Source organism: Microcoleus sp. Pol12A5 (assembly GCF_036701435.1).
GTDB lineage: Bacteria > Cyanobacteriota > Cyanobacteriia > Cyanobacteriales > Microcoleaceae > Microcoleus.
In genome coordinates, this window is the sequence record NZ_JAUBQU010000066.1 from 14,100 (window position 1) to 36,645 (window position 22,546).

14 protein-coding genes are annotated in these 22,546 nt (G+C 45.9%); 9 read left to right on the plus strand and 5 right to left on the minus strand.

The window, feature by feature from the left end:
• Positions 1-95: 95 nt before the first annotated feature.
• Positions 96-518 (plus strand): hypothetical protein, encoded by a 423-nt coding sequence (locus QUA45_RS17815; RefSeq protein WP_333099602.1) that lies wholly within the window; start codon positions 96-98, stop codon positions 516-518.
• Between the two features lie 129 nt (positions 519-647).
• On the opposite strand, the gene QUA45_RS17820 is transcribed toward QUA45_RS17815, so the two are convergent.
• From QUA45_RS17820 to QUA45_RS17830, 3 genes are all read right to left on the minus strand, one after another.
• Entirely contained in the window at positions 648-1,268 is a 621-nt protein-coding gene (locus tag QUA45_RS17820; protein ID WP_333221724.1) for a Uma2 family endonuclease, read from the minus strand.
• Positions 1,269-1,742: 474 nt separating this feature from the next.
• Positions 1,743-3,608, minus strand: a complete 1,866-nt coding sequence (locus QUA45_RS17825) for an ABC transporter ATP-binding protein (RefSeq protein ID WP_333098550.1) — start codon at positions 3,606-3,608, stop codon at positions 1,743-1,745.
• Between the two features lie 460 nt (positions 3,609-4,068).
• Entirely contained in the window at positions 4,069-6,405 is a 2,337-nt protein-coding gene (locus QUA45_RS17830) for a glycoside hydrolase family 31 protein (RefSeq protein ID WP_333221725.1), read from the minus strand.
• Positions 6,406-7,597: 1,192 nt separating this feature from the next.
• On the opposite strand from QUA45_RS17830, the gene QUA45_RS17835 reads away from it, so the two are divergent.
• The gene (locus tag QUA45_RS17835; protein WP_333098555.1) at positions 7,598-9,202 is read left to right on the plus strand and encodes an alkaline phosphatase D family protein; all 1,605 of its coding nucleotides are present in this window, start codon (positions 7,598-7,600) and stop codon (positions 9,200-9,202) included.
• 134 nt (positions 9,203-9,336) lie between these two features.
• Here the strand turns inward: QUA45_RS17835 and QUA45_RS17840 are convergent, their stop codons facing one another.
• Positions 9,337-9,696 carry a group 1 truncated hemoglobin gene (locus tag QUA45_RS17840; RefSeq protein ID WP_333221726.1) on the minus strand — a complete coding sequence of 120 codons (360 nt, stop codon included), beginning with the start codon at positions 9,694-9,696 and terminating at the stop codon, positions 9,337-9,339.
• 645 nt (positions 9,697-10,341) lie between these two features.
• Between QUA45_RS17840 and QUA45_RS17845 the strand changes: the two genes are divergently transcribed.
• On the plus strand, positions 10,342-10,944 hold the full coding sequence (locus QUA45_RS17845; protein ID WP_190732430.1) for a 2OG-Fe(II) oxygenase: 603 nt from the start codon (positions 10,342-10,344) through the stop codon (positions 10,942-10,944).
• A gap of 57 nt (positions 10,945-11,001) precedes the next feature.
• Here the strand turns inward: QUA45_RS17845 and QUA45_RS17850 are convergent, their stop codons facing one another.
• Entirely contained in the window at positions 11,002-12,780 is a 1,779-nt protein-coding gene (locus QUA45_RS17850) for an SWIM zinc finger family protein (RefSeq protein ID WP_333221727.1), read from the minus strand.
• A gap of 236 nt (positions 12,781-13,016) precedes the next feature.
• On the opposite strand from QUA45_RS17850, the gene QUA45_RS17855 reads away from it, so the two are divergent.
• From QUA45_RS17855 to QUA45_RS17880, 6 genes are all read left to right on the plus strand, one after another.
• On the plus strand, positions 13,017-13,853 hold the full coding sequence (locus tag QUA45_RS17855; RefSeq protein ID WP_333098562.1) for a GIY-YIG nuclease family protein: 837 nt from the start codon (positions 13,017-13,019) through the stop codon (positions 13,851-13,853).
• Between the two features lie 151 nt (positions 13,854-14,004).
• Positions 14,005-15,255, plus strand: coding sequence for an alpha/beta hydrolase (locus QUA45_RS17860; RefSeq protein WP_333221728.1), 1,251 nt, complete (start codon positions 14,005-14,007; stop codon positions 15,253-15,255).
• 160 nt (positions 15,256-15,415) lie between these two features.
• The gene (locus QUA45_RS17865; RefSeq protein ID WP_333182807.1) at positions 15,416-15,547 is read left to right on the plus strand and encodes a hypothetical protein; all 132 of its coding nucleotides are present in this window, start codon (positions 15,416-15,418) and stop codon (positions 15,545-15,547) included.
• A gap of 530 nt (positions 15,548-16,077) precedes the next feature.
• Positions 16,078-18,252: a glutamine synthetase III gene (locus QUA45_RS17870; protein ID WP_333221729.1), complete on the plus strand. Its 2,175-nt coding sequence runs from the start codon at positions 16,078-16,080 to the stop codon at positions 18,250-18,252.
• Between the two features lie 248 nt (positions 18,253-18,500).
• The gene (locus QUA45_RS17875; RefSeq protein WP_333221730.1) at positions 18,501-19,595 is read left to right on the plus strand and encodes a BMP family protein; all 1,095 of its coding nucleotides are present in this window, start codon (positions 18,501-18,503) and stop codon (positions 19,593-19,595) included.
• A gap of 41 nt (positions 19,596-19,636) precedes the next feature.
• Entirely contained in the window at positions 19,637-22,468 is a 2,832-nt protein-coding gene (locus tag QUA45_RS17880; RefSeq protein ID WP_445305329.1) for a PAS domain S-box protein, read from the plus strand.
• The last annotated feature ends 78 nt before the right edge of the window (positions 22,469-22,546 follow it).

Consider the following 22,546-nt stretch of genomic DNA (forward strand, 5'->3'; position numbering starts at 1 on the left):
GCAGGTGATGATAAGGCAGGTATTATGTCGATCGCAGTAACGGTAGATACAAACAAGCGGACATTTTAAGGACAATTGAGGAGACTGTTGTAACTATGGAAGATTTGCAGTATCTCGCGGCCTGGGTGAAGGAGCAACACGCTCGCGAGTATATTTTGACTTGGCTGCTGAGTCAACAGGGTCTGTGGTGGTCTGATGGGGATATTTATCAGGCCGTTTTGCAAAAGTCGGGAAAGCTTTTGAAAGCTTATGTTCAAAAAAGGCAAGCGGGAGAGTTATTTGAGGGAATTTCTGAGAAGTTGGGAGGAGATGAGAATTGGGATGATTTGGCGGCGAGTTTGGCGCGGATTCTTGCGGTTTATCAAGAGGAATTATCGCATTTGCAAGAGCGCGATCGCAAGGGGGATGGGGTAAAAAAAAATTTGATTAGCCAACAGTTGACTGGAGATCCTTTGCCGCTTTTGGAGGTGCAGCAAGCTTTGCCCGATCCTTATGCGGATACGTTGACGGGGAGATAATTGCTCATCATTTTTGTGGATGGAGGCTCATCTCAGAAACCGGGTTTCTTCCCTTATTTCTCGTACTCAACCCAAATTGTCCCAGAAACCCGGTTTCTCGACACTTGGGCGACAGTTCTGGATCTAGATTCAAGGATTGAGAATAGGTGTAAGATCTAGAAGAAATCCGGGAAGTACATCTTCACCCGAAAGTGTAGGCGGTTGGTCAAAAGAGAAATTAATCACTTCTGCTACATCTTCAGACAAGCGATAGATTTCTACTAAAGGCGTTTGCGGGTCAATTAGCCAACCTAAGCGACAGCCGTTAGTTCGATAATACCGCATTTTAGCCCGCAATGTTTCTAGGGAATCAGTTTGCGATTCCCTACGGGATAGCTTCGCTTCACGCAATTCAATTACAAAGTCCGGGCACAGGGGAGGAAATTTGCGCTTATCTTCTGCGGATAATGCTTCCCAACGTTCTAGGAGTACCCAAGCAGCATCAGGGGAACGCTTCGCACCGTTGGGTAATTGAAAGATAGTGGAAGAGTCAAAGACTTTTCCTAATTGAGTCTGACGATTCCACAAACCGAGTCCCAGGTTTAGATCGGAATTTCTGATGCCGCTTTCACCGCCTGTTGGAGGCATAATAATTAGTTCTCCTTCGGGGGTTTGTTCTAATCGCCACTCTTCATTAGCGATGGACAATTGATAAAATTGTTCGTCGGTTAAAGCGACGGCGGCAGGTAGGTTGAGAGTTATAGTTTCCATCGTTGATATTATTGCCAACTAGGTTGGTTTTATTATAGATCGCACTTTCTGACAATTTTCTCAAAAATATCGCACGCTCAGAAACCTGGTTTCTTCCGATATTTCTCGTGCGAGGCGGAAAATTGTGGCAGAAACCCGGTTTCTCGCCACGCAGCTAATCCCAGGAACCGGGTTTCTTCCGATATTTCTCGTACTCAACTGAACATTGTCCCAGAAACCCGGTTTCTCGCCACCTAACGAGAGAAATTAGATGGCAAATCCGCGATAATTTATCACAATCACCCGCGCCGAATTCCACACGCTAACCCACAAGTCCGCCGGGGGTTGAAAACCCCCGTCTCATAGCAAAAGTCCTCTCAAAGAGGACTGAAAGACACATTTTTGAACAAGCATTGCAATATCTCCCCAGTCGGTTTCAACCGACTTTCGCTATGAGACAGGGGTTTTAACCCCTGGCGGACTGTTTGTTTAACTCTAAATATAACTGCTAGCTTGACGGGTGAACATTGAGCAGTAAATTCCGTTTGATGCTATCAATTCGTCGTGAGTTCCTATTTCTGCTATTTTACCGTTTTCCATGACGGCGATTCGATCGGCAATTTTTGCTAATCCCAATCTGTGACTGATGACTATGGTTGTTTTCCCGGCGGCTATTTGGCGGAAGATGCTGTAAATTTCGTGTTCTGTCTTGGGGTCGAGGGCGGCGGTTGGTTCGTCAAAAATTAGCACTTCGGCTGTAGAAAGCCGCATTAAGGCGCGAGCGATCGCAATTCTTTGCCACTGTCCCCCCGATAAGTCTATGCCGTCTTCTAATTGTTTCCCCAACGGTGTCTCTAAACCTGTGGCAAGACTATTGACTTTTGCGCTAATTCCTGCTTCGGAAATAGCTTCGTTAATGGCGGTGTCATCTGAGAGTGAAAGCAAGTCGCCGAAACCGACGTTTTCGCGGACTGTGGAGGGGAAACGGGCGTAATCTTGCATGACGACGGCGATGCGCGATCGCACGTATGCTAGAGGGTACGATCGCAAATCTTTGCCGTTCCAGGCGATCGTACCACTTGTCGGGTCGTACAGGCGGCCGAGGAGTTTGCCAAGGGTGGTTTTACCCGCGCCATTTTCACCAACAAGCACTAGCATTTCACCCGGATTAATCGTTAAGTTGATATCTTCAACCGTGCTTTTATTACTACCGGGATAGCAGAAAGATAGATGCTTAATCTCGATGCCAATTTTATCTTTTGTGGGGCGGGAATCTTGCCCGTCTTCTGGTAAACTAGGCAGGCGAGATGCTACATCCCCAAGCGGAGACTGCAATTCTGGTTTGAGTTCCAACAGTTGAAAAATTGGACTAACGCTGAGAGAGATATCGTACAAATTAGTAGAAGTGCTAATCAGTATTTGCAAACTTTGCTTTACTTGAACAATCAAACCAGAATAGAGTGCTAAATCGCCCAAAGTATAGCGACCACCCAAAGCTCCCATTACTACATAAATAAATGGCAAAGCCACTCCTATCCTACTAAACATCGACCATAAAAGTACAACAATAGCTCCCTTTTTTCGGATTTGCTGCATCTCGCTAAAAAATTGCAAAAACTGACCCTGCCAGCGTTTGAGCCAAAGTTCTTGCAACCCAAACAAACGCAATTCTTTAGCATATTCTTCGCCCGTCAAGACTCTACTGGATAAGTTCATTTCGCGGGTGATTTTAGCTTGCTTTCTTTGAACTCTCCAGATGATTCTGCTATATTTTCTTTGGGTGTAAATTGAGGGAGATGAGGAGATTAACATCAGTACTGGCACCCACCAAGCTATCGCAGCAGCAAGGCCTATCGATGGAATAAATATAAAAATTCCCGTGATGGTCATGCTGATGGTAAATGCTAGTTGCTGTATTTTGGACACTCCGGTTTTCGCGAGTTCTACTATATTTAATAGTTCGGGGTTTTCAAAGAGGGCAATATCGTCAAAATTGGCTACTTTTTCGAGGACTTTTCCTTCGACAAAGCCTTGAACGCGATCGCGCAAAGATGTCGCGACAAAAGAGTTCATTGTGTCTAGGGCATCGCCGACTAACTTGAGACTTAAGACTCCGGCAATACTCCACAGCAATATTGGCCGGGAAAGCATCAAAGCAAAGGGCTGTGCTGTTTGGGTTTGCGATAGCAACCGAGATACTTCATCAATGATTAATTTATCTAAAAAAAGCACGGCAGAGGGGGCAGCACCGCTGATAATGTTGAGTATTATTAAATTGCGGAGTTCAATTGGTGCGGCTTTGATTATCAGGCCCAAGCTGCGCCACAGAGCTTGGAAGGTGGTAATTTGAATGGGTTGCATAATTCAATCGCCATAATTTTATTTATTCATCTCCTCCTAATGTATTATAACAGTAGTTGTCAAGTAATATAGTTTGCTAACAATTAGGCCGGCAGGGATTTAAATCCCTGTCTCATAGCTAAAGTCCTCTAAAGAGGACTGTTGGTTAATATTTAGAATTTGAGTTTGTTAGCTTCGTTTAAACAGGAGTGCTGCTCAATATGTACAGGATTTACAACATCGGGAGCATCTCATATTTGTAAAAACACTTTTTATGGCTCCTGCCTTCTTCCTCCTTCCTCCTGCCTTCTGCCTCAAAACTCCTGCCTCAAAACTCCAATTTCTAGCTTGCTGCTTTCATTGAGATGCTCCCTTTACATCAAGTCTGCTAGCCTATTTCTTCAGTCCACTTCAGTGGACTTGAGCTGTGAGACGGGGGTTTTAACCCCGGCGGGTTAGTGGGAAAGCGGCAAATATCAAACTATCCAAATGTCAAACGCCGCGCCGTACCGTCATCTGTAAATCGCTGTTCGCCAACGCCAACAACTTCCACAATAACTTCGCGTTCTGATATCGAAAATTGACCCTCGCGCGCGGCAATTTCAACGATGATTTTTTCCCCTTCCAAATACACCTTGTAATTAGTCGTAGACCACACACCTTTTTCATGTTCAAAACTGTGTCCGTCGTCCTCATAAAGCGTCCATTCACCGCTTCCGGGCCAAATTCGCATTTTTAATGACCCAAGCGGTTCTTCGCTGACAAATTGCCTCACAGGTGCGATCGCAATTATGCCCCCTCCCCGCACGTAAAGCGGCATTGTCTCCAAAGGTGCATGGGCTAAAATGTGCGTCGGGCCCTGATAGCATTCGCCCGTCCACCAATCGTACCAAGTTCCCTCCGGCAAATACACAGCGCGGTGTTCAACTCCCGGCCGGTAAATAGGTGCAGCCATCAGCGACGGGCCGAGCAATACTTGATCGTAAAGGTGATAAGTTGCCCGATCGCGCGGAAATTGATATAGTAGCGGTCGCAAAATCGGTGTTCCCGTCGTCGCTGCTTCCCAAAACAAGGTGTAAATATAAGGCAACAACTGATAGCGCAAATTCATGTATTCGCGGCAAATCTTCTCAGTGCGAGATCCAAAAACCCACGGTTCGTGCTGCGCCGTACTAATCGCCGAATGACCGCGCATCAAGGGATACAGCATTCCCACCTGCATCCACCGCGCGAACAGTTCAGCCGTTGCATTCTCCGCAAAACCGCCGATGTCGCAACCGACAAACGCTACCCCGGAAAGCCCCATGTTGCAAAGCATCGGTAGCGACATTTCTAAATGATCCCACAGCGATTGATTGTCACCCATCCATACCGAGGAGTAACGCTGAACGCCCGCAAAACCCGATCGCGTCAGCACAAAAGATCGCTCGTTCGATCGCACTTTTTGCAACCCCTGTGCACAAGCTTTCGCCATCATTAAACCATACAAATTGTGCGTTTCCGCGTGGGTGGCGCCCTCGGATGCCGGGCCTTGCGGTGCATCCAGCGGAAACCAGATGTGTTGGTGGCCGTCGCCAAAAGGCCGTTCTGCGATCGAAGGTTCGTTCATGTCGTTCCAAATCCCCGCAACGCCCACATCTGTAAGGTTTTTGTGCAATTCGCCCCACCACTGCCGCACCTCCGGCCGCAGGAAGTCGGGAAACACCGCTTTTTCGGGCCAAACGTAACCGTGGAATAGCCTTCCCTCTGCGGTGCGGACGAAATAGTCGTTTTCCACACCCCGATCGAATACTTCATAATCTCCTTCCGGTTCGTACTTGACACCGGGATCGACAATCGTGACAACCTTAAAACCGGCTGCTTTCAAGTCTGCGATCAGTTTCGCGGGATCGGGGAAACGCTTCGGGCTCCAGGTAAAAACGCGGTAGCCGTTCATATAGTCGATGTCGAGGTGGATGACATCGCAGGGAATCGCCCGATCGCGAAATTCCTTCGCCAACTCCCGCACAACGTCCTCGGAGTCGTAGCTCCAGCGGCATTGGTGGTATCCCAGCGCCCATTTTGGCGGAAGCGGCATCCGGCCGGTTAACTGCGTGTAGGTGGCGAGAATTTGGGCGGGTTCCGGGCCGTAAATGATGTAGTAATCGAGTTCCGGGCCTCTGGTTTCCATCCGCAAAACTCCCGGTTGTTCGGCGCCGATGTCGAACTGACTCCAAAATGTCGTGTTGAAAAAGATGCCGTAAGCGCGATCGGGATTCAGGGCGATATAAAATGGGATCGCCTGGTACATTTCATCGCTGAGGGAATTGTAGTCAAGCGCGTCTATTGTCCAGTTTGTCTTGACTTCCGAGAGTTTGTCGAGAAAGCCGGTGCGTTCGCCAAAACCGTAGAAGTGTTCGTCTGCTTCGATGCGTTTCCAGCCTGCGGCCCGGCCGGTGCGCCATCCCATACTGCGATCGCAGTCGCTAGCAAATGGTTTTCCCGATTTGTCAAAGCATTCGATTGCAGCACGAGATCGCTTGACTGAAATCGTTATTTGTGCTGTTTCAATTTCTATTTTTTCGTCTGTTTCTCGCACTTCCAATGGTATAATTTCCCACTCTTCGTCAGGGACAGTTATTGAGTGCGATCGGCTTTTGAATTCACCTGTCGGGGACATTCGCACTCTGATTAAATTCGGCGCGAGGATGCTGATGTTTAGGGAAGTTTCACCACAATTAAAGTGAAGGGTGCGATCGCTCTTACTTATAGATTGTACTGAGCCGATCGTTGACCAAGGCTGTTCAGTTTTTTGGAGTTTTCCGAAGTATTGTGGCATCTACTCTGACTCGAAATATTATCGATTTTGGTTTGAGCAGTTAAGGGTTGTCATCTGGCAAAAGGCTGAACTAAATAAATGGGCCTAATTAAACGTAGTTAGAGCCCCGACTTCTTTAAAAAATCGGGGCTCTGGGTGTGAGGTGGGCTTACTTACAGGCTATTCTGTTTTTGATTGGATAGAAACTGATGGCAAAGAAGAAGAACGAGTAACAAAGGGCTAGTAGATCTAGTGGATGGCTTTCGCGAAATTCCTTAATTTGGTCTATTACTCTTTTCATTGGTTTTTTTCTCCTTTGTCGCCGTCATCGGTAGACAGGCTTTTTGATTTTGTTGATCGCTTACTCCCTACGTAAACGATTATCTGTCTAGCCAAATCCGTACCGCTCTCAGCCTTCGCCAACCAATCCCTCCCTTCCGGGGAGAAGCTTTGGGATCTCAGAAACAAAAAAATTGATTTTTGCCCTAATGATCGATATCTATATTCTAGACGGGTTTTCAGGGGCCGTCCTCTAGCTAAAGGAGGAATATAACTTGTCAGCATTATATTATCGATTTTGCTTTCAGGAGTTAAGGGTTGTCATCTGGCAAAAGGCTGAACTACAACGATCTATCTCATGCAACAAAACCCCAATATCTGCGATCCGTCGGCTCCACCGCCCGATTAACCCGATCGCCTGGAAGTATTGTAAAGGTGAGAGCTAAAGAATCTCAAATAAACGTTACCTAAGTTTATTAAACTTTTAACTTATGCCTCTTACCGAAATTTTACCCCTCCTCAAATAGTTAACTCACTCCGATAAACTGTTGCTACTAAATTTCGTGGTAGCCTAATTATTGAATGAATCAGGTTTAATCCCATTGGATGTTCCGAACAAAGTAGCTAGTCAAGGTTTATATGATTCTTTTGAAGCTGCTGCTGGTTTAGCGAAAGCACGGTTGCAGAGGAAAAAGCGAAGACACATGGTTAATATCGGGCTTTGGTAGTCTAGATCGTTGCTTTTTCACCGATCGCCTGCTACTTTTATTTTGGGTACACTAAAACTTGATAGAAAACCTGCCTTTGTCTGTGGGAGTTGTTTTCCTCCTCACAGTTCGGGGCGTCTCAGGAACAGGGGTGAATTTGCTGATAGTTGCGTACATCATAAATTAGTTCAAGTACAGTCTCGGTATTTTTAAAGAAGAGGGTACCCATGAAAGGTAAAAAAAAAGACCAACTCAGCCGCCGCCATTTTCTACTCGGTTCGGCAATTGCAGGTAGCGGTATTGTTGCCGCAAACCTGCGATCGAAATCTGGGTTAGCACAATCTTCTGCACCGGCAATTATCACCTCGGATCGGATGCGCCCCAGCATTCCCTACGGTGTTGCTAGCGGTGATATTACCGGCAACAGTGCGGTGATTTGGAGTCGGTGCGATCGCTCCTCCCGAATGATAGTTGAATATGACACCGCCGACTCCTTCGGCAACGTGCAGCGCATCATCGGACCTGCAGCGTTGGAAACTAGCGATTACACGGCGCGTATTAACCTGATTGACCTACCAGCCGACCGGCAAATATTCTACCGAGTCAGCTTCCAGAATTTAGCCGATCCAAACATCTACAGCGTCCCCGTTACGGGGAGTTTCCGCACGCCTCCAAACAGCAAGCGCGACATCTTTTTTGCCTGGTCGGGAGACACCGCCGGACAGGGTTGGGGTATCAATACTGAATGGGGTGGCATGAAAATCTATGAAACTATCAGGCAGCTTAAGCCAGACTTCTTCATTCATTCTGGCGATTACATCTATGCAGATAGTCCGATTCAATCTGAGGTAAAACTTGACGACGGTAGCATCTGGAAAAACATCACAACAGAAGAAAAGTCAAAAGTAGCTGAAACCTTAACAGAGTTTCGCGGAAATTACATCTACAACCTGCTAGACAATAACATCCGGCGCTTCAACGCCGAAGTGCCTCAGCTAGTTCAGTGGGATGACCACGAAACTACAAACAACTGGTATCCCGGCGAGATGCTAATTAGCGATGACCGCTACAAAGTCAAAAGCAGTTCTTTACTGGCAGCGCGCGCCAAGCAAGCATTTATGGAGTATACGCCGATCCGCTTCGATGCCAGCGACCCAGAACGGATTTACCGTTCGTTCAATTACGGTTCTTCCCTGGAAATTTTTATGCTGGATATGCGTAGCTATCGAGGATCAAACACTACCAACCGTCAGACAGCAGCAAGTGAAGAAACAGCGTTTTTGGGTAATGCCCAAGTTAGCTGGTTAAAGAACAAATTGCAGAATTCAAAGGCAAGGTGGAAAGTAATTGCTAGCGATATGCCAGTTGGACTGGTGATTGAAGATGGCAAAAACAGCGGCAAATTTGAGAACCTCGCCAATGGAGATGGTCCTGCATTGGGACGCGAACTCGAACTTGCCCAATTGTTGCGCTTTATCCAGCAAAACAATATCCAAAATGTCGTTTGGCTGACCGCTGACGTGCATTATGCTGCCGCGCACTACTACGACCCCGGCCAAGCTCAATTCACTGATTTTAAACCGTTTTGGGAGTTTGTTGCCGGGCCGCTTCACGCTGGAAATTACGGACCAAATAAGCTTGACAATACTTTTGGTCCCCTGGTTAAGTTCCAAAGTTTGTCGCTGCCAGAAGTAGAAAATCTACCTCCTACAAAAGGTTTTCAGTTCTTTGGTACGGTTAAAATTAATGGCGACAGTCAGGTGATGACTGTGGCGCTGCACAACCTTGAAGGCAAAATTCTCTACAGCGTGGACTTGCCGCCGGAGGTTTAAAACAGCTTCAAGGGCGCTGGACAAGTCGATCGGCAAAATTACAAAATGTACGAGTAATATCAAGTTCTATCATCTGCGAGCAATCGGGAAGTAGTAACGCGCTCAAAGCGATATCTACTTACCGACTGTAGATATTACTTGTACAAAACAGCCTCTTTCAAAGTCGCGATCTTACCTAGCGCTTCATCGAGATCCTCTTGGGATGCGCCGTGGGCAATGATGGCATCGGTCAAATGCTTCACAATTGCATCAAAGTGTTCAGGCTGTAAATTCAAACCTGCGTGTGCCTTCTCCATTGAACGACCTGAGTATTGCTTGGGGCCGCCGAGGGCATAAGAGATAAAAGCAGTTTGATGGCGGCGCTGCTTTTCCATATCTGTATGATCGAAGAAGTGGCTCACTGTCTCGTCCGCCAAAACATCGCGGTAAAAATCATCCACCATCTCTTTAATGGCTGACTCTCCGCCCATTTTCTCGTACAATGTTGTTTCCATATCGTTTGAGCGACTTGATTTTTTGCACTTACGATTTAATTATAGCTGGCAGCTCTGCTTTTTTCGACTCGGGATAATATTAATTTAATCTAAAATAATTGCTTAGCAACTCTTGCAACTACGGGTATTTTTTAGACCACCCTCTATTTGTAAACTTTATTAACGTTCTATCGCCAGTTAGAGATTGCCGATCGCCCTCCCAGCATTTTGACCTAATGCACGGATGGCTTTTTTTAGCAAGATGTTTCCTACACACCACCAACACCCATCGGTTTTCCAGCTAACAAACTCAGAAAATCGGTGAGCAAACAGTGGCCGGATGCGATCGCAATTTCCGCGATCGCCCCTGCAATTGGACAAGTTAACATAAATGGGAGATCGGCTGCCCAGCGGCATCATGTATCATGGAATTGCAAATATAATCTTCTCACCACAACGATCGCCTGTATAGTAATATTTGGCAGTTGCTAGTCGATTGCAACACTTCCGCGCGATCGCCCGCAGTTAAGAAAAACCTTTGACTTAAGTACGCGGACTGAAATCAAGATTATTATGTCATCCGCCAGGAACGAAGCAATCCCAAATCTAAGCGATTGCTGCATTTCTATCTGCTGTTTCCTTCAACTTTGATGATTTTTGAGTGCCTTGAAATACTATAGCCAACATCCTAACGCTTTCTCGATCGACTACCTCAACGACTTGCGAGGAGCAATTCTAGCCTCCCCTTATCTAGCAATCAACAACCTCAATCGCGATTTCATTGGCACAAAAGGGTTTTCCGTAGTGTTTCAACGTGCGGAAATCGCCGAAGTAGAACGGCGGTTCCCCTTGTTCAAACCCTATCTAGACCAAGCATTACAGCCTGAATGCAATGCTTTTTACCTCAACCCTTTGTTGCTGGGTGAAGGTTCCCGCGTCGATCCGCATATCGATCGATCTTTGCGATCGTACTGCAAAACTGTTGAACCTCCCGCAGCCGTCAGCGTTTTGTACGTGCAAGTACCGCCGAACTTGCAAGGGGGAGAGTTGATACTGCGGCGCAACAAACAGCAAGTTGGGCAGATTAAGCCACAAGCCAACTCGCTGATCTATTTTCAAGGAGATTTGACTCACTCTGTCAACGCCGTTAAAAGTACCGGAACTCGTTTGAGTTTGGTTTGCGAACAGTACAGTTTGAGCGAAACAGAACTGCAAGATATTCCAGGATTCACAGTGGAGTCTAGGGCCGTGAAAGCAAAAATTAAGTAAGGTTTATTCGATCCTGGGTTGGGTCGCTTTCACTTACGTTTACGGTAAACTTAAGGCTCAATCTAAACCGGGACTTTTGAGCATTTCCATCAACTTCCGCTTCCGACTGTGTACTTGCATCAGTTGAGAACGATAAGCAGACCACTGAAGATTTTGCCCAGTGTGTAAATAGGCAGCGCGGGCTTTTTCCAACCACTTAATCGCCAGATTGTACTCGCTTGATTTTCCCTGATCCATAATCGATGCAGCACGCCCACAAGCATTGGCGATTACCCAATCGGGGCTGTGGCTGATAGCAGCCCCCATTACTCGGTGAATCAGTGCTGAGTCGTAATAACTCAAGCCATCAGCAAGGGCGATCGCATCTTCAATCATTCCCTCATCCAGAAAAATATCAACCTTCGCGTCAGTAAAATTCCAACTTTCATTACTTTTCAGAGTTGCTAACAAATCTGCTTTCAAAGTTGACCAACTATCTTTGGCTAACTCCTTCACTAAACTATAATCGCTAAAAGACGGTTTGATTTTAAATATCTGGATTCGAGCATTTAACGCAAGTTCGTCTTCCCCCAACTCAACAGCCAACTCACTCATCGATGTTGCCAGTTGGTAATGGCAATGACCTGACAAATTTAGCCCAGCTTGGCAAATTTTCAGAGCTTGTTCTAAGGCTCCCTGTTGCTTTAAAGTTTGAACGAGAGCCAAAGCATCTTCCGCTGATTGCATCTGGGTAGCAGCAGCTTCCACTGCTTCTTCTACTCTCCCCAAACGAGTTAACATCGTCAAGTATTGTTGAGAACAACCTTCTGCTTGGGCTAAGTATAAGTATTCTCGATCGCGTTCCTGGCGATCGAGGATTTGCAAGCGAATCAATGCTAAGTCGCGAGCACATTTTGGTGCGTCACCAGCCCAAACTCCTTGCCCAGTAATGTTTCCTTCCAGTACCTGTTGGAGTAGGGGGTCGTCCCAACCTTGGCGTAAAGCTTCTAAGCTCATACTAAAATCACAATCCCATTCATCTTGCCAAGCTTCTAACATCACCTGGAGATCGATCTCTTCTTCAGCAGTTAGTTGAGCCGTCAAAATTGCTTCTGTCCAAGCTTCATTCAAAGCGTTAGCTATCTCATAATTTTCAGCGCCAAACTCTTCTACATCATTCCAATCTTCAATGCAGGCTGTGGTGATGGCTTCTAAAATTACTAAGGCGTTGTTGCCATCCCCCTGTTCGCTGAATTCCTGGGCTCGCTGAATTACATCTAAAAGTTCTTCTGTAATCGGGTCTTCCTCCCATCCATCCTCCAAATACCTCACAGCCTCTCGCAAAATTCGTCGTACTTGATATCGAAAGGGAGCAGGATCGATGGAGGTGTGGCGCGGTGCTTTGGTAGGTTGGTTTGAAGGTGCAGGAATCGCACTTAAGTTAATGTATTGTTCGATCGCATCAATGAGTGATGGTTCTTGTTTTACTAAATGCTGTATTAATTGCTGGGTTTGTACATCGTTGAGGCGATCGAGCAATTGTTCCAGTGTCGGGCCCTGCTCAATTGTTTCTGGTTGCCGCAGACACAATAACAACGTCGCAACAATGTGTTTACACCACCCACCGTTATCGTAAGGACAAGTGCAGAATAATGTAGATGCTAATCCAGCATCATCAAAGGGCAGGGTAACACGGTAGGGTTCTACTTCGGAACCTTCCACTACTGCTTGCACCATATTGCCACGCCGGACTGCCCTAGTAACATTGCCCGCTAAATAGTAAGCTTCACCCCGCTTGAGGGATTGGGCAGAGGTGTGAAGCTCGATCGTTGTTTCACTGAGTTTGGGAATAACCATGAGACTATGCCTCAGCAATTAAAGGATTAGACTCGATTTTACCTGAGAAATACACTTAGTCTACAATTTAATTGTGTCCCGACTAGAGGTTTCCATAAATTTCAAAAATCTGTAAAGCAAGCACTGAGAAGGTTCCTTACAAAGGAAAACGAGTAGCACTCGACACAAAAAATATTGGCAATAGTTTATTATTAATTTATAATTAGTGCTTAGCTAAGAATCATCAAAATTCCAGTATGCTTAATCCTTTGGAGTTACCCTCAATTCCTTTATCTGAACGCAAGCAGTTACCTGAATGTGCAGCTATATATTTTGCAATAGATGCAAATAATAGAGTTCTTTATATAGGGAAAGCTAAGAATTTGGTGGCAAGATGGAGAAATCATCACCGCATCCATAAGTTAGAAGAAATTGACCAAGAGTTTCCTGTTAGACTGGCTTGGCAAGCATGGAATGAAGAAAACTTGGGTGAAGCAGAAAAAGGCTTAATTAAAAGATTCCAGCCTTTGCTGAACAATACAGAATTTGAAACACCTGCTGTCATCCCATCAGAAATTGTGTTAAGAGATTTTCTAAAAAACTTTTCAAGACGGCTAATTATTTTCGGTATGGAACCTAAAGCTCCTGACACGCTCCTCAAAGTCCATCTCAAATATGATTGGCAAAATTTGTCTTCTCAGGGAACAGCAGCTAAGATCAAAGACTACATCGAACAAAACCAAAACACAAATACAAGCCTAAAATTTAAGCGTCATAGATATAGTAAATTCAATTTATTCGCTGGAGAAACTTTTCGTCCAGGTAGTAGAGCGCAGCGAACAATGGCCCGGCAACATCGGTCATACAACAACCACTGGGAATTTGCCTGTAATGGTGTTGTCATTCATATCACCCCTACAGATTTTTATCGGAACTATAAAGAAAAAACTCAAGTGACCAAACTAGCGGGAGTAAATTTTCGTGCAATCACAGAAGAGGTGTTTGCGGAGGCCCAAAAAAATAGTAATTATGAATTCTCTGGATTATGTTGTTTCAGAAGCGATCCAGTTCCCCTGCTTTGGGTTAACTTGTAAAGCCACCCAACGATGCAAAGCATTTTCGATCGACGCAGGATGTCGGAGTAAATGAAGCTGCTGGTTTGGTAAAATGCCACAGGCGATCGCCTTACCAATAAAAACCGCCAGATTAATTTAAACTGATTAAAAATTAGGCTGCGAAAATCCGATGATCCACAAGAAGAACCGCAAAAAGTTACCTTTATTGGCAGCGTTCTTAGTCTCGCCATTTATTTCTTGGTTTCTGAGTACGATCGCCCTATTTCTCAGTCTCTGGGTCATCATACCAGCACCCACGATGTTCCTGTACCCTTTGGCGGTGGGAGCACCAGAAATCAGTCCTTGGTTGGTCGTTATCAATACGATCGCCCTTTTGCTGAACCTGCTCAGACGGCATCAAGGCAAAGTCTACATTATTTTGTCAATTTGTAACCTGTTCGCCCTAATCCTAGGCCTGCTTCCGCTGATTCAGTTCCCAGCAGCCAATGCAGCGGTAGCTACCCAAATGCAAGCAGTTTTAGGGGAAAACTATTTAGCAGCCGTTCCTCAAGCCGATCGCGCGCAGCTACGCCCTCAACCGTTTATCCTCGGAGATGCGTTCCGAGGAATTCCGATTAAAGACGTTAGGATTGATCGGGCTATTGGATTTGCCAACCCTGACGGAGTTTCACTGCAACTAAACCTTTATCGGCCGATGCAAATTGGCAAATATCCGGCGATTATCACACTCTACGGGGGAGCTTGGCAAAGAGGCAATGCCGATTCCAATGAGGAATTCAGCCGCTATATGGCCGCCCAAGGCTATTGTGTGGTTGCAATTGCTTACCGCCACGCTCCCAAGTATCGATTTCCTGCTCAGATTGAGGACGTACAAGCTGCTCTTTCCTATATCAAAACTCACGCTGGTGATTGGGAAATCGATCTCGATCGCATTGCTCTCATGGGAAGGTCTGCAGGTGCCCATTTAGCAATGCTAACTGCTTATGATTCTAGTATGCTTCCAGTTCGAGCAGTGGTGAATTATTACGGCCCAAATGACCTGATCCGGGGCTACAATGACCCACCTTTTCCTGATGCCATAAATGTTAGAGCCGTCTTGCGTGCCTTTCTGGGAGGAACGCCAGACGAACTCAACGAGCTTTACCGTCGGGCTTCTCCCATAAATTATATTAAACCCCATCTTCCCCCTTCTCTACTGGTTTATGCAGGTCGCGACCATATCGTTCAGCCCAAGTTTGGTCGATCGCTCTACCAACGATTGCGAGCCAAGGGCGATCGGGCTATTTTGCTCGAAATTCCTTGGGCCGAACACGCCTTTGATGCAGTTTTTAATGGCCCGAGCAATCAATTAGCTTTGTACTACACAGAACGCTTTTTGGCTCATTCTCTCAAGTTTTCGGATTACCAACGAGTTAAATAAAAGTTTAAACTTTACTTATTTATGCTCAATAAACTGCGGCTATAACAGTTTAATAAGTTCCCAAATCTCCTAAAGATTTCTACGGCTAATTGTCGCACCAATTTTTAGAAGAGTTGCAAGACTTTATTTATCATATAGCGGTTCGATCGCGTGGTGAGGTATGCCCTATGCCCTATGCCCTATGCCCTATGCGAGTACGATCGCCCTCAGTTTCAGCGCCCCGCGTCCTGTTACACTGACATCCTGCGGTTGTGTGCGATCGGTGCGATCGACCTTTCTGAAAAAAACCTAAAATTCTGTAGCCTGCGATACATTTATTTGGTTAATGATTGTTTAAACTCTCCAAGTGTAGATTGTGTACTCTCCATAATTCTCCAAAACCCCTAAACGAGTGCGTTGTTTGCTGGACTGCGATTTATCGATCGTCGAACCGTTAAAAACCATAAGTAGTTTTGACCTGAATTCATCGGAATTGATTCGCACAAAATTTTTGAGCTGACTAGGGTGAAGATTAGTTACTAAATCTGTGCAGCGCAGACATCTATCATGTTGACTCAAATTAGTACAGGCTCTTGTCATCTATTTTATTGCTGCTAATAACCGAAATCCAACCGCATCTCACACTGGATTGTCACGCCCGATGGGCGAAGTGATAGGGTCTCGCTCGTCCAATCTTTTAGAGCCTGCCAAAAAAGGCATTCTGCCCAAAGTTAGCTTTGACTAAAAACGTTGGATAAATCCAACATATTTGTCAATCGTTAAACTTTTGCTAACATCTATTTTTTCACAACTACTCGTCCTGCAACCCCAATAAAAATAACCATGAGTGGAAACCAATCGCGCGTTCAAGCAATTTCTCAAATCGTCAACCGCAAACAGATGCCTGCCCGGCCTCTCAAGCGGCTAGAAGATATGTGGGCAACAGACGTTTTTAGTCTGAGCAAGATGCAAGAAAGTCTGCCCAAAAGTATTTTCAAATCAGTAAAAAACACCATTCAAACCGGCCAAAAATTAGATGATTCCGTCGCTGATGTAGTTGCAGCCGCAATGAAAGACTGGGCTATTTCCAAAGGAGCCCTGTACTACGCCCACGTATTTTACCCGCTCACCAACAGCACCGCCGAAAAGCACGACGGTTTCATCTCCGTGCAAGGCGACGGGTCCGTCATCTCAGAATTTGCAGGCAAAGTTCTCGTACAAGGCGAACCCGATGGTTCCTCATTCCCCAACGGCGGCATCCGTTCCACCGCCGCCGCTCGCGGATATACAGCGTGGGATGTCACCAGCCCTGCTTATGTCATGGAAACAGACAACGGCATGACCTTGTGCATTCCCACTGTTTTCATTTCCTGGACAGGTGAAGCCTTAGACAAGAAAACGCCGCTTTTGCGTTCCATTGCCGCAATGAACAAAGCAGCAACCCGAGTGTTAAAGCTATTAGGAAATACCGAAGTTGCTCCGGTCAATTCCAGTTGCGGTTCCGAACAAGAATACTTCCTGGTAGATGCCAATTTCACCACCAGCCGCCCAGATTTATTGCTAGCAGGTCGCACCCTTTTCGGCAAACCTCCTGCGAAAGGTCAGCAATTCGACGACCACTATTTTGGAGCGATTCCAGAGCGCGTTCAAGTCTTCATGCAGGAAGTAGAAGAAAGAATGTACCGGCTGGGAATTCCTGCCAAAACCCGCCACAACGAAGTAGCTCCCGGTCAGTTTGAAATTGCACCAGTTTTTGAAGCTGCAAACGTCGCCAGCGACCACCAACAATTAACCATGACAATTCTCCGCAACACTGCAAAGAAACATGGTTTTATGTGTTTGCTGCACGAGAAGCCTTTCGCCGGAATTAACGGTTCCGGCAAACACGTCAACTGGTCTGTCGGCAATGCCACCCAAGGAAACTTATTAGACCCAGGCGATACACCGCACTCGAACATACAATTTCTAGTTTTCTGCGGCGCTGTGATTCGCGGAGTTCACAAATACGGCCCGCTATTGCGCGCGGTAGTTGCTACTGCCAGCAACGACCACCGATTGGGTGCAAATGAGGCTCCACCAGCAATTATCTCTGTCTATTTGGGTTCGCAATTAGAAGATATCTTCGGGCAAATTAGCCGGGGAGAAGTTAAGGACTCTAAAGGTCGGGGAATTATGAACTTAGGTGTAGAAACACTGCCTACTTTCATGAAGGATGCTGGAGACAGAAACCGGACTTCGCCCTTTGCCTTTACTGGAAACCGATTTGAATTCCGTGCCGTAGGTTCGGGTCAGTCTGTTTCCGGGCCGCTAGTGGCGATGAATACAATTCTCGCAGATTCTTTGGACTGGATTGCTAACAAATTAGAAAGCGATTTGGCTAACGGAACTGAACTGAATGCTGCCATCCAAACACTTCTCAAAGAAGTGATGGACGAACACGGTGCGGTTGTATTTGGTGGCAACGGCTATTCCGAAGAATGGCACAAAATGGCTGTTGAGGAACGGGGTTTAGCTAACTTGCGGACTACGGCAGATGCTTTGCCCGTGTTGAAGGAAGGATACATTGAAGACTTGTTTGAAAAGACAGGTGTTCTGACTCCAGTTGAATTGGAAAGCCGTTACGATGTTTATGCTGAGCAGTATTTGCTGGCAATTGAAGTCGAAGCAAAACTGGTAATAAGCATGGCAAAAACCATTATTTACCCCGCAGCGGTGAGGTATTTAGCTGAAATTTCCGGCACGGTTTCTAAGTTGAAAGAAATTGGGATTGAACTGGAAAAGGAAACTGCCGAAAAAGTAGCGGTGCTGGTTAAGTCAATGATGGATACTGCGAGCAAATTGAGTTCTGCTTTGAGCAAGCACGATTTTGATTCGACAGAAGAACATATGCAGTATGCTTCGCAAACAATTCGTCCTTTGATGGATGAGGTTCGCAAGTATGCGGATGCTCTGGAAGGTGAAGTGGCTGATGATTTGTGGCCACTACCTACTTATCAAGAAATGCTGTTTGTTAAGTAGTAGCAAACAAATTCGGTTAATTACAGGTTAGATTTGTAAGGACACGGCAGTGCCGTGTCCTTACTTGTTGTTGAGATTAAATGAGTGTTACCCTGAATCTGTCAATCGATTTGAGATTTGAGATTTGAGATTGAAGCCTTGACCCCATGGATAAATTGGGGGGCTTGTTTATTGGATACAGGTTTTTTATTTCTCCACGGATGAATCCGCGGGCTTGTATACTGGATGCTTTCGATCAGACTCATCAAATGCGAGCGAGAGTAAGATTGGTGAAGATTGTTGAGATACCCTCCGACAAATTTATCGGCGTAGAAAAAGTAATATTGTTGCGAAAAGCTATTATGCGAATTCAATCTCTTTTCAAACAAATGACTCTGGCCGCTCTAGCTCTGGTTTTTGCGATCGGTTGCAGTCGATCGACTCCGAACGTAAACTCTTCCCCTGAAGCAAGTACCTCTAGCAGCTTTAGGGTGGCGTTGGTCGTCACAGGTTCCAAAGACAACAACAGTTGGGCTCAAGCCTGCTTTGAAGGGTTAAACCTAATCAAAGATAAATTTAATGCTCAGGTAGACTTTACAGGCATTGACGGTGAAGATAGTGAAGCTGCCCTTCGCCAATATGCCCAGTCAGGCTATGACCTGGTAATTGCAGCCAGTGGTGGCTATATCAAAGCTGCCGAAAAGGTCGCTAAAGAATTTCCGCGAACGAAATTTGCCTTGTTTACTACGTATCCAGGGAATAACACAAATTTGGGGGCTGTTGCCTTTCGATCGGGTGAGGTGGGGTACCTCACAGGCGCTTTGGCTGCCATGAAAACCAAAAGCCATAAAGTTGGCTATATTGTGGGTGCCGCTTATCCGGTTTATAAAGAAGAAGAAGCCTTGTTTAGGCGGGGAGTGAAGGCAACGAATCCCTCTGTTCAAGCTTCGACTGCTTTTCTCAACAGTTGGATTGATACGGACAAAGCCATTAAAGTCGCAACGGATATGGTTGCCTCTGGAGTAGATGTTTTGACAATCAACGCGGATGAGGCAGGGTTAGCCGCGCTAAAAGCCGTTACGCAAAAGCCAGGAGTCCTTGTGATTGGTTGGGCCAAGGATCAGTACCAACTGGCTCCCGGCAAAGTCCTAACTAGCGTTCTGCAGGACATTCCCAATCTGGTGCTCAATGCGGCCGTATTAACCCAGGAAGGTCGCTGGGAAGGAAAACTTTACAAGTTTGGACTCAAGGAAAAAATCTACGACTTTGCGCCTTTCCGTGGTAGTCTCACGTCTCAGGAAGAGGACACTTTCAAGACCATCCGAGATGCTGTGACGACTGGCCAAATTGATGTTTCTCCTTAGTGCGCGCATTAATTGATTTACCAATATTGATTCTAAGTCCGATGCAAAATCAACGCAACCATCGCGCTCTTCCGATTGCCAAAAGCTCCCCTTCACATCCCTGGCAACGCTTCTTTTCTATTGCAAATCAGCTCCGGTATGGTTTGATATTTTTGGTTCTTCTGAGCTTACTGCCCACAGGTGGCTTGCTGATCTACCTCAGCTTTCAGGCGCAGATCCAGCAATCGCGATCGCTCCAAGAAGAGCGCAGTCAGACAGCAGCAGGGCAGATTGATAATTATCTAGATGACTTGAAACGAAAACTGAGCTATTTAGCTAGGGTCAAAGGACTCACAAACTTTCAACCTCAAGCGCAGCAGAGCCTGTTGGAAGGGTTGACTCGTCATAATGATGCTTATGAAGCTGTTGCCATTTTGAACGGGAAGGAACAAGTTGTCGCGTCAGTTTCACCCTACCAACCGCTCAAGTTAAAAAATCCCGCCAATTCGCCACTGTTTATTCGTGCCTTTAAACAACAGGAAGATTATGTCAGTCCTGTAGAAATTAATCCTCAAACTCACGAACCAAACACCATTCTGGCGGTTCCGATTCGGAATGAGCGAGATGAGGTGGATGGGGTACTCTTAGCGCAGGTAAATCTCAACTTTCTCTGGTTTGTTGTTTCCCAAACCGAGGTTGGCAAGACGGGTTATGTTTATGTAGTCGATGAGCGTAATTTTGTCATTGCTCAAAAGGATAGTAAACCAGAAACATTTCAACTTCAAGATATTTCTAAGCGCCCTTTCTTTCAATTCTTGAAAGTATCCGGAAATACTAAGCGCCTTAACGTTTATCCGGGTCTAAAGCAGGTAGAAGTATTGGGAGCCAGTGCCTTAGTTCGGAGCGTGAATTGGAAGGTGGTTGTAGAACTGCCAACGGCTGAGGCTTATGCTCCCGTTTACCAAATGCTCTCAATTATGGGAGGCTCATTGATGGTGGTGACGATCGTTGCTGTTGGCATTGGCTTTCTATTTATTCGGCAAATTGTGGTGCCGCTACAGCGCTTAACCACGGCAGCTACTGAACTCAGTGCGGGGCAATTAGAGACGCGGGTCAACATCCACAGCCAAAACGAATTGGGGGCATTGGCGATCGCATTTAACAATATGGCAACCCAGTTAGAGGAACTGATTCAAGCTGTTGAAGTGGAACGCAATTTTGTTTCAGCCATTCTTGAAATTGCAGGTGCCCTGGTAGTTGTGCTCGACCCGCAGGGACAAATCGTTCGCTTTAACCGAGCTTGCGAACAAATGACTCATTACTCGTTTAGTGAAGTGAAAGGGCGCTACATTTGGGAGTTGTTCCCGAACTCAGACTTAGCTGGACAAGCCAAAACTGCTTTTGAGTCTTTACAATCTGGTAATTTTCCTCAGCAGTATGAAGGCAGTTGGGTGAGCAAAGATCGACAACTTAGACTCATTGCCTGGTCAGATACTGCTTTAGTCGATGATCGAGGTGAAATTGAGTACATCATCAAAACAGGCATTGACATTACTCAACGGAAACAGGCAGAAGAAGAACTCAAAACGTCGGAACAGCGACTATCTTTTCTATTCCGCCAAAGTGCACTGGCAGTGGTGGAATGGGATTTAAACTTTAAAGTCACGGCCTGGAATCCAGCGGCAGAGCAGATTTTTGGTTACACGGCTGCAGAGGCGATCGGGCACCATGCCGCAGAATTAATTGTGCCTGCGTCTGCCCGAAAGGTAGTCGATCGAGTTATGAACGAGTTGTTGAGTCAGGTTGGAGGAATCTACAGTGTCAACGAAAATATTACGAAAGACGGCAAAACCATTATTTGCGAATGGTTCAATACGCCTTTAGTAGGGGATGCTGGAAAGATTGTTGGAGTTGCATCCTTGGCACTGGATATTACTGAGCGCACGCAAGCCGAAGCTGCGTTAAGGCAAGCAAAAGAGGAAGCTGAGGTTGCACTCAAAACCTTACAGCAAACTCAAGCACAACTCATTCAGGCAGAGAAAATGTCTGGTTTGGGGCAACTGGTTGCTGGTGTTGCTCACGAAATTAATAATCCAGTCAACTTTATCTATGGCAACCTGAGCCATACTGCCGACTACACGCAAAATTTACTAAATTTGATTCAGCTTTACCAGCAAACATATCCAACTAATGCCCAAATTGAGGAAAAAATTGAAGAGTTCGATCTGGACTACATTAGTGAAGATTTGCCCAAAATGCTTACTTCAATGAAGGTAGGAGCCGATCGCATTCGTCAAATTGTCCTGTCGCTACGAAACTTCTCGCGGCTGGATGAGGCAGAAATGAAGCCAGTTGATATCCACGAGGGAATTGACAGCACATTGATGATTTTGCAAAATCGACTGAAGGCAAAACCGGATCATCCTGCTATTGAAATTGTTAAAGAGTACGGCGACTTACCGCTGGTAGAGTGCTATGCGGGACAGTTGAACCAAGTCTTTATGAATATTCTGGCAAATGCGATTGATGCTTTAGAAAACTATGACAATCAGCGTTCTCCAAAAGATATCCAAAAGAATACCAGTTGCATCACTATTCGGACTAAGCTAGTCACAAACGAAACTGGGCCCGGTTATTCTAAAAACGTGGTGATTCAATTTCAAGACAATGGATCGGGGATGACGGAAACTGTTAGACAACAGGTGTTCAATCCCTTCTTCACCACAAAACCAACTGGTAAAGGAACTGGATTAGGGCTATCCATCAGCTATCAAATTGTAGTTGACAAGCACGGTGGCTCCATTGAGTGCTTTTCTCAACCCCATCAAGGAACAGAGTTCCGAATTGAAATTCCTGTTTTGCAAAGCGGTGCTGTAGCACTCGTGGGTAAATAACTTGACGGGGTGACAACCCCGTCAAAAGCTTGATAAAATCAAGGACATAGCCCTGTACCCCCTCTGGAAGAATGGCAG

Coding starts and splice junctions, on each gene's coding strand:
- QUA45_RS17830 (WP_333221725.1), bottom strand. CDS start 6,405: ATGCCACAATACTTCGGAAAACTCCAAAAAACTGAACAGCCTTGGTCA.
- QUA45_RS17850 (WP_333221727.1), bottom strand. CDS start 12,780: ATGGTTATTCCCAAACTCAGTGAAACAACGATCGAGCTTCACACCTCT.
- QUA45_RS17855 (WP_333098562.1), top strand. CDS start 13,017: ATGCTTAATCCTTTGGAGTTACCCTCAATTCCTTTATCTGAACGCAAG.
- QUA45_RS17880 (WP_445305329.1), top strand. CDS start 19,637: ATGCAAAATCAACGCAACCATCGCGCTCTTCCGATTGCCAAAAGCTCC.
- QUA45_RS17825 (WP_333098550.1), bottom strand. CDS start 3,608: ATGCAACCCATTCAAATTACCACCTTCCAAGCTCTGTGGCGCAGCTTG.
- QUA45_RS17870 (WP_333221729.1), top strand. CDS start 16,078: ATGAGTGGAAACCAATCGCGCGTTCAAGCAATTTCTCAAATCGTCAAC.
- QUA45_RS17815 (WP_333099602.1), top strand. CDS start 96: ATGGAAGATTTGCAGTATCTCGCGGCCTGGGTGAAGGAGCAACACGCT.
- QUA45_RS17865 (WP_333182807.1), top strand. CDS start 15,416: ATGCCCTATGCCCTATGCCCTATGCCCTATGCGAGTACGATCGCCCTC.
- QUA45_RS17875 (WP_333221730.1), top strand. CDS start 18,501: ATGCGAGCGAGAGTAAGATTGGTGAAGATTGTTGAGATACCCTCCGAC.
- QUA45_RS17820 (WP_333221724.1), bottom strand. CDS start 1,268: ATGGAAACTATAACTCTCAACCTACCTGCCGCCGTCGCTTTAACCGAC.
- QUA45_RS17840 (WP_333221726.1), bottom strand. CDS start 9,696: ATGGAAACAACATTGTACGAGAAAATGGGCGGAGAGTCAGCCATTAAA.
- QUA45_RS17835 (WP_333098555.1), top strand. CDS start 7,598: ATGAAAGGTAAAAAAAAAGACCAACTCAGCCGCCGCCATTTTCTACTC.
- QUA45_RS17860 (WP_333221728.1), top strand. CDS start 14,005: ATGATCCACAAGAAGAACCGCAAAAAGTTACCTTTATTGGCAGCGTTC.